The sequence below is a fragment of the Collinsella sp. CLA-AA-H302 genome (genome assembly GCF_040093305.1).
GTDB lineage: Bacteria > Actinomycetota > Coriobacteriia > Coriobacteriales > Coriobacteriaceae > Collinsella.
Genome location: NZ_JBBNJW010000004.1, coordinates 201,007 through 215,331 on the forward strand (window position 1 = coordinate 201,007; position 14,325 = coordinate 215,331).

General features: G+C 60.4%; 11 protein-coding genes, 1 tRNA gene and 1 riboswitch. Of the genes, 1 reads left to right on the plus strand and 11 read right to left on the minus strand.

Annotated elements, in window-relative coordinates; genetic code table 11:
• Positions 1 to 98 precede the first annotated feature (98 nt).
• Together AAAV21_RS04665 and asnB are read right to left on the minus strand one after the other, a co-directional pair.
• Positions 99 to 1,661 carry a UDP-N-acetylmuramoyl-L-alanyl-D-glutamate--2,6-diaminopimelate ligase gene (locus AAAV21_RS04665; protein WP_349107787.1) on the minus strand — a complete coding sequence of 521 codons (1,563 nt, stop codon included), beginning with the start codon at positions 1,659 to 1,661 and terminating at the stop codon, positions 99 to 101.
• Between the two features lie 112 nt (positions 1,662 to 1,773).
• Positions 1,774 to 3,654: an asparagine synthase (glutamine-hydrolyzing) gene (gene asnB, locus AAAV21_RS04670; RefSeq protein ID WP_349107790.1), complete on the minus strand. Its 1,881-nt coding sequence runs from the start codon at positions 3,652 to 3,654 to the stop codon at positions 1,774 to 1,776.
• Positions 3,655 to 3,841: 187 nt separating this feature from the next.
• On the opposite strand from asnB, the gene AAAV21_RS04675 reads away from it, so the two are divergent.
• Positions 3,842 to 3,917: transfer RNA gene (locus AAAV21_RS04675), tRNA-Val, on the plus strand.
• A 425-nt stretch (positions 3,918 to 4,342) separates the two neighbouring features.
• On the opposite strand, the gene AAAV21_RS04680 is transcribed toward AAAV21_RS04675, so the two are convergent.
• The 9 genes from AAAV21_RS04680 to AAAV21_RS04720 form a co-directional block, all read right to left on the minus strand.
• Positions 4,343 to 5,626: an aminotransferase class III-fold pyridoxal phosphate-dependent enzyme gene (locus tag AAAV21_RS04680; protein WP_349107793.1), complete on the minus strand. Its 1,284-nt coding sequence runs from the start codon at positions 5,624 to 5,626 to the stop codon at positions 4,343 to 4,345.
• Positions 5,627 to 5,695: 69 nt separating this feature from the next.
• Positions 5,696 to 6,676, minus strand: coding sequence for an acetylglutamate kinase (gene argB / locus AAAV21_RS04685; RefSeq protein ID WP_349107795.1), 981 nt, complete (start codon positions 6,674 to 6,676; stop codon positions 5,696 to 5,698).
• An 81-nt stretch (positions 6,677 to 6,757) separates the two neighbouring features.
• A complete protein-coding gene (argJ, locus tag AAAV21_RS04690) occupies positions 6,758 to 8,026 on the minus strand; it encodes a bifunctional glutamate N-acetyltransferase/amino-acid acetyltransferase ArgJ (RefSeq protein ID WP_349107798.1) in 1,269 nt (422 codons plus the stop codon).
• Positions 8,027 to 8,160: 134 nt separating this feature from the next.
• Positions 8,161 to 9,231, minus strand: coding sequence for an N-acetyl-gamma-glutamyl-phosphate reductase (gene argC / locus AAAV21_RS04695; protein WP_349107800.1), 1,071 nt, complete (start codon positions 9,229 to 9,231; stop codon positions 8,161 to 8,163).
• Between the two features lie 254 nt (positions 9,232 to 9,485).
• Positions 9,486 to 9,896, minus strand: a complete 411-nt coding sequence (locus AAAV21_RS04700) for a pyridoxamine 5'-phosphate oxidase family protein (protein WP_349107803.1) — start codon at positions 9,894 to 9,896, stop codon at positions 9,486 to 9,488.
• Between the two features lie 44 nt (positions 9,897 to 9,940).
• The gene (locus tag AAAV21_RS04705) at positions 9,941 to 10,387 is read right to left on the minus strand and encodes a pyridoxamine 5'-phosphate oxidase family protein (protein ID WP_349107804.1); all 447 of its coding nucleotides are present in this window, start codon (positions 10,385 to 10,387) and stop codon (positions 9,941 to 9,943) included.
• A 30-nt stretch (positions 10,388 to 10,417) separates the two neighbouring features.
• On the minus strand, positions 10,418 to 11,218 hold the full coding sequence (locus tag AAAV21_RS04710; RefSeq protein ID WP_349107805.1) for an energy-coupling factor transporter transmembrane component T: 801 nt from the start codon (positions 11,216 to 11,218) through the stop codon (positions 10,418 to 10,420).
• On the minus strand, positions 11,218 to 13,122 hold the full coding sequence (locus AAAV21_RS04715) for an energy-coupling factor transporter ATPase (RefSeq protein WP_349107808.1): 1,905 nt from the start codon (positions 13,120 to 13,122) through the stop codon (positions 11,218 to 11,220). The genes AAAV21_RS04710 and AAAV21_RS04715 overlap by 1 nt, the downstream gene beginning before the upstream one ends.
• The gene (locus AAAV21_RS04720) at positions 13,119 to 13,709 is read right to left on the minus strand and encodes an ECF transporter S component (RefSeq protein WP_118098990.1); all 591 of its coding nucleotides are present in this window, start codon (positions 13,707 to 13,709) and stop codon (positions 13,119 to 13,121) included. Before AAAV21_RS04720 ends, AAAV21_RS04715 begins: the two co-directional genes overlap by 4 nt.
• A 5-nt stretch (positions 13,710 to 13,714) precedes the next feature.
• A riboswitch (FMN riboswitch) is annotated at positions 13,715 to 13,907 on the minus strand.
• Positions 13,908 to 14,325: the final 418 nt, after the last annotated feature.

Consider the following 14,325-nt stretch of genomic DNA (forward strand, 5'->3'; position numbering starts at 1 on the left):
GTTTACGTAGAAGGGTTTGGACTTGGACGGCATGTTTTGATTGAGGGAACACGCTTATGGCGACAGCGCACTCAGGGCGCCGCCGCCATCATGGTTCATTAGTCAAACTGGGTAACATCGATCAGGCGATTGGCCAACGAAAGGTCGCTCTCGATGGGCACGAACTCGTCGCCCACGTGCATGAGCTCCTCGTCACCCTTTGCCAGCAGCAAGACAATGGTGGGAGCATCGGCGTTGACGTACTCCTCGCGCGCCGCCTTGAACGCCGCATGCACAGCGGCTTCGCGATCGAGAATGATCTTGTTCGGCGTATCGTCGGGAACATGTTCGGCAAGCTCGCGACAGACCTTCATCGGGTCCTCGTGAGCCGGGTCCTCGTTGGTAAAGATCATCAGGTCGGAATATGGTGCGGCCTCGCGCGGAAGCTGCTCGCGGCGCTCCTGCGCCTTGCCGCCGGCAGCGCCAAACACTGCAATGACTGGACTAGTGGGAAACGCGCGCTTAACCGACGAGAAAAGCGATCGGAACGAAAGCTGGTTGTGCGCATAGTCAACGACGCAGATCACGCGGCCGTCCTTCGACTCCACGACCTCCATACGGCCCGGCACACGCAGTTTGGAGAGGCCCTTCTTGATAGCCTCGATACCGATGCCGATCTCGCGCGCGGCGGCGATAGCGACCAGCGCGTTCTCCACGTTAAAGTCTCCCGCGATACCCAGCAGGACCTTCTCCCCCGCCTCGGGCTCGTCGGCGCTCATGCCATGCAGGTTAAACTCGATGCTAAAGCCGACCATGCGGACATCGCTTGCCCACAGGCTCGCCTCGGGATGTTCGACGCCAACGGTCACCAAGCGCTCGGCCGTCGACGCGGCCTCCAGCACGCGTTCGACTTCATCGGTGCCCAGATTCACTACGGCGGTCTTAGCCTGATCAAAGATCCTGAGCTTGCTCTCAAAATAATCCTCAAACGTGGGGTGTTCGATCGGCGAGATGTGGTCGCGGCCGATGTTGAGGAAGCACGCCACGTCAAACGGCAGATTCTCGACGCGTTGGTACTTGAGCGCCTGGCTCGAGACCTCCATGACCATGGACTGGCGACCGGACGTGCGGCAGTTGGCGATATGGCGCCAGACCTCGGGGGCCTCGGGCGTAGTATTGGTGCTCTCATAGCACTCGATGCCATCGTCGGTACTCACCGAGCCGATCATGCCGCAGGACTCGCCCGCCGCCTTGATAATCGACTGGAGCATAAAAGCGGCAGTGGTCTTTCCCTTGGTACCGGTGATGCCCACGATCTTGACGTCGTGGTCGGGACGGTCGTAGACCTCCGGCGGCAACAGGGCCATGGCCGTGCGAACGCTATCAACAACCAGCATCGCAGCACCGCTCTCCTGCGCCAGCGGTTCCAGAGACTCGACCAGCGACTCCTCGCACACAAATGCGACGGCGCCCGCATCGAGCGCCATGCTCAAAAACGCGGGCTTAAAGGCAGCGCCTTTGCAAAAGAACACGTCACCTGCCGAGACCGCGCGCGAATCAAACGAGCAGCCGGTCACGGCACGCTCGTCAACCTGCTCCGATGCGCGCAGCTCGCCGCACACATCGAGAAGCTTGGCAAGCGTATCGACCGTGGTCACGGTCGCGGAATCCGAATGGTGCATCTTTCACCTTTCTCAGCCATTTGGCAGGGACGGTTTTTATAGTAACTGAAACGCACCCACGCAAAAACGGCTCCCGGAGGAGCCGTTACGCGCAGGCGTTCGTAAGCCGAGGCTAGGCAGCCTGAACAGCGGGCTGGTCCTCGTCGATAAAGAAGCGCTTGTACCACACCAGGAACACGAGCGGCGTATAGATCTTGCGCTGGAAATCGCCCTTGCCCGCAAAGTGCAAATCGAGCAAGTGCATGAGCTCGTCGGTATCGAAGAACTCGCTTGCCCACGGCGCGGTGAAGTACTCCTTGACATAGTCGTACCACTTTTGCTCGCGCAGCCAGTAGACAATCGGCACCGGAAAGCCCACCTTGGGACGGGTGGCCCACTCATCGGGCAGCGACTTGTTGGCAGCGTGGCGGAGTACCTGTTTGTTGCCGTTCTCGTTGATGCGGTAGCGGTCGGGAATGTGCTCGGCGAACTCCATGACTTTACGGTCCAGGAAGGGCACGCGCAGCTCCAGCGAGTGCGCCATGCACATCTTGTCGGCCTTGAGCAGAATGTCGCCCGGGAGCCACATGTTCATGTCCAGGTACTGCTTCTTGACCAGCTCGGGCTGGCCCTTCACGCGTGCGTAGATGGGTGCAGCGAGCTCAAAGGCGCCGTCGCCGGTGTTGTACTCGGGCTTGAGCACGCCGTCGACCTCGCGCTCCGGCCATACCAGAGCCTGTCCCAGGAACGACTTCTCGGGGATCTCGGCACCCTTGACCAGGAAGTTATGTCCCTTGAAGTACGGCATATGCAGCGCCAGGTTACCGAGCGCGCGACGGATGGGCAGCGGCACCATCTTTTTGTACTTGCGGACCGGAACCGTGTCCTCGTAGTAGGCGTAGCCGCCAAAGAGCTCGTCGGCGCCTTCGCCCGAAAGCACGACGGTGACGTCCTTGCGGGCCATCTCGGCCAAGAACCACAGCGGCACGGAAGACAGGTTGGACTGCGGCTCGTCCATGTGATACTGGATGTCCTCGAGCGCACCGAAGAACTCGTCGGCGGTAATCATCTTGCAAACGTTCTCGACGCCGAGCTTGTCAGAAAGTTCCTTGGCGTAGTTAGTCTCGTTGAAATTCTTGTAATCGAAACCCACCGAGAAGGTCTTGTCGGGCATGAGGCAAGCGGCGATGTAGCTGGAGTCGACGCCGCCGGAGAGGAACGACGCGACCTTGACGTCGGCGATGCGATGGGCCTCGACGCTCTCGTGCACGACCTCATCCAGCTCGTCGACGTACTCCTCGAACGGCTTCTCGACGGCAGAGTAATCGCAATCCCAGTAGCGCTCGATGTTCATCTTGCCGGTCGGGATGTCTACGGTAAAGTAATGCGCCGGCGGCAGCTTGTAGACACCCTCGAAGAAGGTCTCCTCGGTTGCCGAATACTGCAGCGTCATGTACGGACGCAAGGCCTTTTTGTTGACCGCCTTGTGGAAGTGCGGGTAGTCCAGGAAGCTCTTGATCTCGGAACCAAAAAGCACGCCCGGAGCGCCGTCGCCCGCATCGGCCATGGGATAGTAGTAGAGCGGCTTGATGCCAAAGATATCGCGGGCGCCAAAGAGCTTGTTCTTCTTCTTGTCCCAGATGACGAAGGCGTACATACCGCGCAGGCGATCGAGGACGGCCTCGCCCCACTCCTCGTAGCCGTGTAGGAGACTCTCGGTGTCGGCGCCGCAGTGGAACTTGTAGCCCTTGGCCTCGAGCTCGGAGCGAAGCTCCTGGAAGTTGTAGATCTCGCCGTTGAAGACGATAACGACGCTGCCGTCCTCATTGGCCATAGGTTGAGCGCCTGCCTCGGTCAGGTCGAGGATCGACAGGCGGCGGAAGCCGAGGGCAACGCGGCCGTCGATAAACTGACCGCCCATGTCGGGACCGCGATGGACGATGCGGTCCATCATCTTGGTGAGCACCTCGGATTGGTTATCCGTCCCACCGACAAAACCGACAAAACCGCACATATACTATCCCCTCTGCTGTTGCTGGGCATCAAATCGAATCAGTAGCTTTTGAGTATACCCGAGGGCGTAAAGAGGGGCGGAATGTTCAGGCAATCTCAACTGAATCAGCTCCGCGCCGACACGCGCCGGTTACCTTTAATGGATATGAGGTGAATGGGGCGATTGTTTTGCTATACTCTCCCCGCACGGGCGATTGGCGCAACGGTTAGCGCAGGTGCTTTACACGCACAAGGCTGGGGGTTCGAATCCCTCATCGCCCACCACCGATTTATTAGGCCTCCAGCGATGGAGGCCTTTTCTTTTTCGGGCCCAGCGCATGGGATTCGAACCCGCCAGCACGTCTGTCACAAAGGCCGTGGCCAGAAAATGGCAAAAATGAGTACTGTTACCTTGCTTACAACATATCAAAAGATAGTATTTGCTTAAGTTACGCAACATATGTCCATTATAAGGACTAACAATTGGATCAAAATCGTGCATTCATCGCCATTTCGACTTGCCATCTGGTCTTATTAGTCCAAAATTGCTGCGACCAAATCGGTAACAGTACTCATATTTAATGTTTTTTGACCAGCTGGTCTCCCTGCCTTAGCAAATCTAAGGCAAAACGGGCTCCAGACCGCCGAATCGTGCCGCATATGGCACGTCCGCAGTCCGGAACCCGGTCCAAATTGAGTTATTGCGCCCGTTAGCCCAAGACACCCGCCAGGATCTCGATTAGGCTTTCCACGTCGGCCTCTTCGCACACGAGCGGCGGCAGGAAACGCAGCGTATGAGCACCTGTAGCGTTAATCACGGCACCGGCGGCCAGCGCGCGGGCAACAATATCATGCGCATCGCCCGCAGTATCGTCCAGATCACAGCCGAGCATCAAGCCGCGGCCACGCACCTCGGTCACGTGCGGCAGCTTGGAGAGCTTTGCCTCCATATAGGCGCCTACCTTGACAGCATGGTCGGCATAATCGCCGCGCACGAGCGCGGAGAGCGTCGCGGCACACGCCGCGACGGCCAAGCAGCTACCGCCAAAGGTCGAGCCGTGGTCGCCCGGCTTAAACACGTCGGCAATCTCCTTCTTAGCCACGACGGCACCCATGGGCACGCCGTCGGCAATGCCCTTGGCAAGACTCATAATGTCGGGTTCCACGCCATAGGTCTGGAACGCAAACGGCTTACCCGTGCGGAAGATGCCGCACTGGACCTCGTCGGCGATAAGCACGGCGCCCACTTCGTGTGCCAGGTCGCGCGCTGCCGCCATAAACTCCTCGGTCATGGGGTGCACACCGCTCTCGCCCTGGATCGGCTCGAGCATCACGGCACAAATTTCACTCCCCAGCTGCTTAAAGATCGCACGCAGTTCATCGATATCGTTGGGCGTACAGGCCACAAAGCCACCCGGCAGCGGGCGGAAACTATCCTGCAGCCAATCCTGCATGGTGGCGGCAATGGTCTCGAGCGTACGGCCGTGGAAGCCGCCGCGCATGCACACGATAGTGTTGCCGCCGTTACCGGCACGCTTGGAGTACAGGCGTGCGAGCTTCATCGAGCCCTCGTTGGCCTCGGCGCCGGAGTTGGCAAAGAAGGTCTCCCAAACCTGCTCATCCGCAGCCGGAGCACCAAGAGCAGCTGCCGTGGTCTCATCGCCGGCGGCAATGGCATCGGCAAGCACGCGCGCACCATCTACGTCGTCGTTGGCAAGCTTGGACAGCAGCGCCGCGACCTGTCCGCGCTGCTCGATGTAGAAGTAATTGGAGACATGCATGAGCTTTTTGGTCTGTGCCTCGAGCGCCGAGAGCACAGCCGGGTCGCCATGACCTAGGCTGCACACGCCGATGCCGGCAAGAAAGTCAAGGTACTCACGGCCATCGTCGCCGGTGAGTTTCATGCCGTGGCCCTCGACAAACTCGACCGGAGAGCGGCCAAAGGTATGCATAACGTAATGGGATTCAAGCGATTGCTGAGCTGCAAGTGACATGGGATGCCTTTCGTTGAGCGCCGGACGGCGCAGGCCTATGGGTGCAGGAATGGGGCGGCTGCGGGTCAGTTAGACCGTCTGAAGCTTCTCGACCTCGTCGAGGTTCTCGGCCAGACGCGCAGCAAACGTCGAAAGCGGATGTGGATGCGTATCGAACTCGTAAGCCGTCTCGGTGGAGTGGATCACGGTACCGACGCCGGCGTCGGTCAGCAGCTCCAGCAGCAGCGAATGCGGCGTGGTACCGTTGATGATGTGAGCGCGAAATACGCCTCCGGCAAGCGCATCGACGGCAGCACGCAGCTTGGGAATCATGCCCTTATCGACCTCGCCGCCGTAGAGCATCTCATTGACCTCGTCGAGCGTTAGGTTGGAGATAAGTGAATCCTTGTCGCTAAAGTCCTTGTACAGGCCGTCGACGTCGGTCAAAAAGATCGCCTTATGCGCATGCAGCGCCGCCGCAACGGCACCGGCGGCGGTATCGGCGTTGATGTTGAAGAAACCGCCGTCCTCCCCCGCCGCGACGGTAGCGATGACGGGGATGTACTCGCTATCGAGCAGGCGCTCGATATAGTCGGTGTTAACGTGCGTCACTTTGCCCACGCGACCGAGCTCGGGGTCGAGCGGCTCGGCGATGAGCGTGCCAGCATCGCTGCCCGACACGCCCACGGCCAGGTTGCCGTGGTGGTTGATGGCGGCAACCAGCTCCTGGTTAACCTTGCCGCCCAGCACCTCGCGCACGATATCCATAGTCGCCGGCGTGGTCACGCGCTGGCCGTTCTTAAACTCGACGGGGATGTCGTAATGGCTCAGCGCCTCGTTGATAGCCTTGCCGCCGCCATGCACGATAACGGGGCGCATGCCGATGATCTTAAGCAGGACGATGTCGCTCATCACGTCGCGGCGCAGCTGCTCGTCGACCATGGCGGCTCCGCCATATTTGATAACAACCGTCTTGCCGGTCAGGTTCTTAATCCACGGCAGCGCTTCGAACAGCAGCTGCGCGGTTGCTTCGTTGGATTCGCTCGATCGACAATCGCGTGCGAATTTCATAATCTGCCTCGTCTTTCGTATCGTTATCGCGCCGTGCTCCGCTGTCCGCAATCGCGGCAAGATGCGCAGCGTGCCTGGAATCTAGGAACGGTAGTCGCCGTTGATGGAGATGTACTCATGCGTGAGGTCGCAGGTCCACACGGTCGTTGCTGCATCGCCTGCGCCCAGGTCGGCCGAAATCACGATCTCGGGCGCCTCAAAACGTCGCAGGGCCTCGTCCTCGTCAAAGGGAACGGTCAGGCCGTCGCGGCAGACGGGCATGCCCATCATGTCAATGGAAACGTCTTCCTGATTAAACTTCACGCCGCACTTGCCAAGCGCCATAGCAACGCGGCCCCAGTTGCAGTCGTGGCCGGCGATGCAGGTCTTAACGAGCGGCGAGTTGGCAACGGCACGGGCGGCGATATCGGCCTCCTCGTCGTTCACGGCGCCGGTAACGTTGACCGTAACAAGCTTGGATGCGCCCTCACCATCGGCGGCGATATTGCGCGCCAGGCTCTCGCACACCTCGTGCACGGCAAATGCCAACTCGTTAAAGGCATTGGAGCCCTCGACGATAGGCTCGGCATCTGCGGCAGCGGCGCCGGAGGCAAGCATGATGCAGGTGTCGTTGGTCGAGGTGTCGGAATCGACCGTTACCTTGTTAAAGGTCTGCTTGACGGTCGAGAGCAGCAGGGCATGAAGTGCCGCAGGCTCGACGGGGGCATCGGTGGTGATAACTGCGATCATGGTGGCCATGTTGGGCATGATCATACCCGAGCCCTTGCACATGCCGCCTACCGTATAGACATTGCCCGCATGACCCGCAGCCTCACTGACGTAGGATACGGCGTACTCCTTGGAGTGTGTGTCGGTCGTCATGATGGCGCGAGCGGCATCGGCGCCACCGTGGGCGGAGAGCGCCTCGTAGGCAGCAGGAATGGCGGTCTCAAACGTGTCGATCGGCAGAATCTGGCCAATCACACCCGTGGAGGCAACCAGAATCTGCTGGGGCTCGCAGCCGATGACCTGCGATGCGATGCTGCACGTCTCGCGCGCGCATGCAAGGCCGGTCTCACCCGTGGCGGCGTTGGCATTGCCTGAGTTGACCGAAACGCCGGCAATGATGCCATAGCCCTTGTCCGCGCCGCCCAGGTTGGCACGGCTCACCTGCACGGGCGCCGCGCAAAAGCGGTTGGTCGTAAACACGCCGGCGCCGGGGCAGGGCTTATCGGGCACGACGAGCGCGTAATCCAGACGCTCGGGGTTCTTGCGGAACCCAGCGTGAATGCCTGCAGCTTTAAAACCAGCCGCAGCCGTAACGCCACCCTCGACGGCGCGAATCTTGATATCAAACAGCTCGGTATTCATCGTCTTTATGGCTCCTTATGTCAAACAAAAAACGGACATCGGTTGGTGCGCCATGCCAGTCGTGATCATGAGACCAGCTTAAGAGTGGCGCCCCACTCGATGCCCGACTACCAAATCGTTAACAATCGAATGTGCTACACCGGGCACGCCACTGTGGGCAAGCCTCGTCGCTCGTCAAAACCAAAGACGATGTTGGCGCACTGGACCGCCTGGCCTGCTGCACCCTTGCACAGATTGTCGATGGCGCCCGTAGCCACCAGAACGCCCGCACGCTTATTGAGCGCGAGGCCGATCTGGGCGGCGTTGGTGCCGACGACCGAAGCCGTCTTGGGTTGCTGACCGGCATCGAGCACACGCACAAAACTGCGTCCGGCGTAAAACTTCTTGTAGTGGTCGACGACGTCCTCAAGGGTCAAGGTATCGATAGCCTGCGGCGTAAGCGGCATCGTCACCGTAGAGAGCAGGCCGCGCTTGAGCGGCGCCAGGTGCGGAGTAAAAACGACGCGGTCGGTCAGGCCAAGGATTTGCTCAATCTCGGGCGTGTGGCGATGCTTGCCCACGCCGTAGGCCTCCAGGTTCTCGTCCGCGCTGCAAAAATGGGTGCGGGCGTTGCAGGACTTACCGGCGCCCGTCACGCCGCTAATGGCATCGACAATCACGGGGCCGTTCTCGGCCACCCAGCCCGCGCGCACGGCAGGAGCGGCGGCGAGGCTCGTTGCGGTGGGATAGCAGCCGGCGCAGGCAACCAGCACGGGCTTGCCGTCGGCATGGTCGGATGCGGCGGTCTCCAAGTCTTGGCAGAACAGCTCGGGCAGACCGAAGGCACGGGTCTTGAGCAGCTCGGGGCTCGTGTGCTCGGCGGCATACCATGCCTCAAAGACAGACGCGTCGCTCAGACGGTAATCGGCCGAAAGATCAAAGCAGGAGACGCCCGATGCGAGCAGCGCGGGCACCTGTGCCATGGCAGCCGTGTGCGGCACGGCAAGAAAAACCGCATCGCAGCTCTTGAGCTCGGGGGCGTCATGCGTGGTGAAAACCAGATCGCTCACGCCAGCAAAGCTCGGATACACCGCGGACAGCGGCTGACCGGCATCGGCGTTGGACGTAATGGCAACAAGTTCAAACTCGGGATGACCGAGGACGAGGCGAATGAGCTCGGCGCCGGCATATCCAGCCGCACCGACGATTCCAACCTTTACAGACATATCAGACTCCTTGTCTGCAGTTATGCACCAATGCGCATCCCGCAGCCGTCGTTATGAAGTGGGTTGAAACTTTAACACCAGAAGATGCATGAATACGTAAATAGCTTGCATATTCATGCATTGAAACATTCCCGACACATTCGCTTGAAGGAATTGACAAATAGAGCGGGACCGTATTGACCGGCGCTCCTAACGGCGCCGGGCAATACGGGCCCGCCCATGCGAAAACCAAGTTGTTAGGATGAGCCAGCTGGCTAGAGCTCGACTGGCACCCATTCGTCGTGATTGCAGATAAATGCCTCGGGATTCTCGACGCTAAAGAAGACGAGCGCGGGGTCGTTAGGCCCCTCATAGTGCTCGCTCAAGCGCTCAAGATGCTTCCATCCGGCCTCGCGCATATCGGGAGCGGCCTGGTCATCTAGGCCGGCACGCCCGCGCAAGATGAGCCAGCCATGGCCCGGCCACCAACTCGTGGCCTCAAAGCGCTGATTTTGCAGCAGCTCTTGCCACACATCCTTGGTGCGCGCCGTCACAAACCACAGCTTGTCGTCCTGAATCTGAGCAAACGAAAACGGACGCACATGCGGCTGTCCGTCAACGCTCGTCGCCAAATACCATGCCGGCACCGACGTCAGATACTCCAACACCGTATTCAATCCGTCCATGTGTCCTCCTGTACCAGCTAGTTTGGGAGCCTGGTTTGTGCGAGCTAGAGCTCCAGGCGCTCTTCGCTGCCGTCGATATCGCAGAAGCGCGCGGCAATGTTGCGGACCGAGAAGAACGCAAGGCGGCCGTCGTTGGCACTGTCGTGTTCCTCGCCGATGCCCACCATGTGCTTAAAACCCGCTTGACGCACCTTGTCGCTCACGACTGCATCATCCTCGAGCGCGGCCTCGCCAGTTAACACGATCCAGCACTCCCCCGGCTTCCAGCCCGATACCTCAAACTTGGGATTCGCGCTCAACTCCGCCCACACGTCCTTGTCGCGCGACGTGCAAAACCACAGCTTACCGTCATCGACCATGGCAAACGAAAACGGCCTCACGCGGGGCTGATGCCCATCGCTCACATCGGTCGTGGCAAGATACCACGCCGGAATGCGCCTGAGATACGAGCAGGCGCGCTCGAGCTGAGCCGTGCGATCGATGTCGGTCATAGCGACCCCTTTCTTGCGCTCGAATCGAGCTTAGACGAGTTGAAGATTGATAACGACAACGCATGTCACCAGCAGCGCCGTCGCCACCGCGGCCAGCGCATCCCCGCTGCCAAAGGCTAGCGTATGCAGGCGCGTGCGGCCCTGCTCGCCGTGATAGCAGCGCGCATCCATGGCGGCCGAAAGCGTCTCGGCATGACGGAACACGCCCGTGAACAGCGGAATCGCCACGCTACCGAGCATGCGCACGCCGCCGAGCGGGCCACCCGTCACGCGCGCGCCGCGGCTTGCCTGCGCGTCCGCCGTCTGCTTCATCTCAGTGGCGAACTGCGGCATAAAGCGCAACGCGATGCCCATGATCATGCCGAGCTCATGCGCAGGGAGCCCCACGCGCGCAAACGGTGCAAGCAGACGCTCAAAGCCCGCGGTGAGGTCGAGCGTGGGCGTGGTGAGCGTAATGGCGCTCATGCCGGCCATCATCAGGGTCAGGCGGCACGCCATAAAGGCGGCAGAACGCAGTGAGCCCTCGCTTATCTGCAGAAAGCCGAGCTGCCACAGGATGCGCCCACTCTGATCGGTAAACAAGTTGAGCACCGCGACCACGACGACGATTGCCAGCAGCGGCGCCATCGACGACAGAACGCGACGAACCGGCACCCGAGACACGGCATAGATCAGCACAACGAAAATTGCGACAGGGGCCAATCCGCGGAAGCCGCCGACGGTCAGCGTCGTGATCAAAAACACAAAGCCCAGGAGCAGCTTGGTGCGCGGATCCAGGCGGTGGATTGCACTATCGCCGGGATAGTAGCTGCCAAACGAAAACGCCTCCATCAGCAGTTCTCCTCTCGCGGGGCCGTCTTGGGTTTAGCAATGTCCGAGACGTTAGAAGAACCGCCTGAGCGACCGATCGGCAAATCTGCCAACTCGTCGGCCAACGACTCAACCGTATAGAGCCCGCCGCGACGCAGCGGCACGCCCGCTTCCGCGAGCGCCAACGCCATGCGCTGGGCAGCGGGAACACCCAAGCCGATTGATTTAAGCTCATCCGCATGCGCAAAAACCTGTGCGGGCGTTCCCTCGGCAAACACCGCGCCCTCGTTCATCACGATTATGCGGTCACAGCAATTTGCCAGGTCATCCATGCTGTGCGAGACCATGACAACGGTCAGGCCCTCGCGATGGAGCCGATCGATGAGCCCCAGGAAATCCCTGCGCGCGGCCGGATCGAGCCCCGCCATGGGCTCATCGAGCACCAGGACCTCGGGCTCCATGGCAAGCACGCCGGCAAAGGCCACGCGACGCTGTTGGCCGCCCGAAAGCTCAAAGGGACTCTTGTCGCCTATCGCTGCAAGGTCGAGGCCCACGCGCGCAAGCGATGCTGCGACACGGCGCTCAACCTCGTCTTGCGGCAAACCAAGGTTGCGCGGGCCAAACGCCACGTCCTGCGCCACGGTCTCGGCAAACAGCTGACGCTCGGGATATTGAAACACCACGCCGACCTTGGCCTTAACCGCGGCGGCATCTTTCTTGCTTGATAAGTCGAGCCCCAGCGCGCAAACGCTTCCCTCCTGCGGACGAATCAGCCCGTTGAGATGCTGGACCAGCGTCGACTTACCCGAACCGGTATGACCTGCTAAGCCCAGGAACTCGCCGCGACGCACCGTCAGCGATACATCGCGCAGCGCCCACGGGCTGCTGGGGTCGTTTCCCCAGAGAGCCTGTTTGCTCGATTTGCCCGCAACGGCCGAGCGCTTATGCCAGCGGCGGCGCTCGCGGGCGCTCAGCGAGTAACTATGCGAGAGGTGCGAAATCTCGATGACGGGCTCCGACGCGGCTGTCCCGTCGGTTGCAGAGGAGGCGTTGTCGAGCACACGAGAATCGGATGCAGAAGGCCGCCCTGCGGTGTCTTCCCCACTCCAGTCGGCATATGTCTGCGCAATCTCGGCGACCATATCCACCTCGCGCACCTGCGCATGAACGGGCACGCCCTTCGCACGAAGCGCCGTGCCCAAGCAGCACGACGCCGGCATATCCAAGTTGAACTGCGCAAGTTCGTCCGCCCGTGTCAAGATTTCCTCGGGCGTACCGAGCATGGCAACGCGCCCCGCCCGAAATACCGCAACACGATCGGCCTCGGCGGCCTCTTCCATAAAGTGCGTAATCATCACGATGGTCATGCCGCGATCGTGCAACGCGTGGCAAGCCTTCATGAGGCCCTTGCGTCCACGCGGATCGAGCATCGAGGAGGCCTCATCCAAAATGAGCACGCGCGGTTCCATGGCGAGCACACCGGCAAGCGCCACGCGCTGCTTTTGGCCACCCGAAAGTGCATGGGTCTCGTGGCGCTCAAAGCCCACCAGGCCCACGCCCTTCAGCGCCTCGCGTACACGCTGCGCAATTTGTGCCGATGGCACGCCAAGGTTTTCGGGACCAAACGCAACGTCATCTTCGACAAGTGTTGCCACCAGCTGGTCGTCGGGATTCTGGAACACCATGCCTGCGGTCGAACGAATGTCGTAGACCAGCTCGGGATCGGACGCATCCATACCGTTGATACGTACCGTGCCCGCATCGGGCTGCAGCAGCGCATTCAGATGCTTGGCAAACGTCGACTTGCCCGACCCATTGCCACCGAGGATGCAGAAAAACTCCCCGTCCTCGATGTTCAGATCGACACCGTCGAGTGCCGACACGGCACCGTCATAGCTAAAGGAAACGCCCCGACACTCAATCATGCGCGGCCTTTGACCTGGTCCTTTTTAGGCGTGATGAGGTTGGAGACTGCTTTATACACCGCTAGCGTCAACACCGAGTTAAGCACGGTCTTGATAAGGTTGAACGGCAGCACGGCAGGAATCATAAGCGGGGCGATCACATCGACCGAGCCATACCAGAACCATACGCCAATGGTAAGGTTTGCGACCATAGACAACGCCGTAGCGGCAATGACGCCGAGCACCAGGCCAATCACTGCACCCTTATAGGTATGCATCTTCTGGTAGACGATAGCCGCGGGCAGAATGTAGCCCAGCGTGGCAACCAGGTTCATAAGCGCGCCGACCCAGTCACCCGTGGTGAGCGCATGGATAACGATCGCCATAGCGGCAACAGCGGTACCGGCACCGGGGCCATACGCAAACCCGCACACCATCGCCGGCACCAGCGACGGGTCATACGTCAAAAACGGCGCCGAGGGAAGGATGGGTAGCTGCACATACATAAACAACGCGCTCAAGGCACACATCAGCGCCATGGTAACGAGCTGTTTGGTGCTCCACCTATTCGTGTTCTCAAAATGGATATGCTGCGACTGTTCAGACATAAGATCACCTGCCTCTTTCATCCGGACTCTAACCGTTGGTACTGGGATCTCACCAGTTCAGCCGGCATGCGAACCAACACACGCTCGGGTCGCGGACTCATCGGCTCGGTCGCAGACGCCTCGCCTGCTCCGCGGCACCCCTTTGGCACCGCCCGATTTACCGCCAGTGGGGAATTCCACCCCGCCCTGAAACAGCAATTGCAAGTGTAGCACGAGCAATCGTTCGCGCAAGTATGCCGAGGGTAATTTTTGCCGGGAGAAACGCTCCAGAAATGCGCCCGGGACAGAACAGCGCACCAACCCCATCCCCCACCCATCCCAAAGTGACGCGCTTTTCGCGGCAAAGCCGCGAAACAGCAAAAGGGACGAGCCACCGCAACAACCCCGTCCTCCACCCACCCCAAAGCAGCGCGCCTTTCGCGCAAAGCGCGAAACAGCGAAGGGGACACGTACCCCTATCGACCACGTCCTTCTCCGCGAGCCGACCTCAAGGCCGTAAACGCAGGGGATCCGGGGGCGTGACGGGGGTTTCTCTCCGGAACATTCCGCACTGATATTTTCTGTATTGAAGACGTCGATGATGCACCCGTATACCATTGACGTCGACACCATCAGA

What these genes read in the sequence shown, in the direction of transcription:
- AAAV21_RS04700 (WP_349107803.1), bottom strand. Translation starts at nt 9,896, where the DNA reads ATGGACGGATTGAATACGGTGTTGGAGTATCTGACGTCGGTGCCGGCA.
- AAAV21_RS04680 (WP_349107793.1), bottom strand. Translation starts at nt 5,626, where the DNA reads ATGTCACTTGCAGCTCAGCAATCGCTTGAATCCCATTACGTTATGCAT.
- AAAV21_RS04710 (WP_349107805.1), bottom strand. Translation starts at nt 11,218, where the DNA reads ATGGAGGCGTTTTCGTTTGGCAGCTACTATCCCGGCGATAGTGCAATC.
- AAAV21_RS04720 (WP_118098990.1), bottom strand. Translation starts at nt 13,709, where the DNA reads ATGTCTGAACAGTCGCAGCATATCCATTTTGAGAACACGAATAGGTGG.
- AAAV21_RS04705 (WP_349107804.1), bottom strand. Translation starts at nt 10,387, where the DNA reads ATGACCGACATCGATCGCACGGCTCAGCTCGAGCGCGCCTGCTCGTAT.
- argJ (WP_349107798.1), bottom strand. Translation starts at nt 8,026, where the DNA reads ATGAATACCGAGCTGTTTGATATCAAGATTCGCGCCGTCGAGGGTGGC.
- argC (WP_349107800.1), bottom strand. Translation starts at nt 9,231, where the DNA reads ATGTCTGTAAAGGTTGGAATCGTCGGTGCGGCTGGATATGCCGGCGCC.
- AAAV21_RS04665 (WP_349107787.1), bottom strand. Translation starts at nt 1,661, where the DNA reads ATGCACCATTCGGATTCCGCGACCGTGACCACGGTCGATACGCTTGCC.
- asnB (WP_349107790.1), bottom strand. Translation starts at nt 3,654, where the DNA reads ATGTGCGGTTTTGTCGGTTTTGTCGGTGGGACGGATAACCAATCCGAG.
- argB (WP_349107795.1), bottom strand. Translation starts at nt 6,676, where the DNA reads ATGAAATTCGCACGCGATTGTCGATCGAGCGAATCCAACGAAGCAACC.
- AAAV21_RS04715 (WP_349107808.1), bottom strand. Translation starts at nt 13,122, where the DNA reads ATGATTGAGTGTCGGGGCGTTTCCTTTAGCTATGACGGTGCCGTGTCG.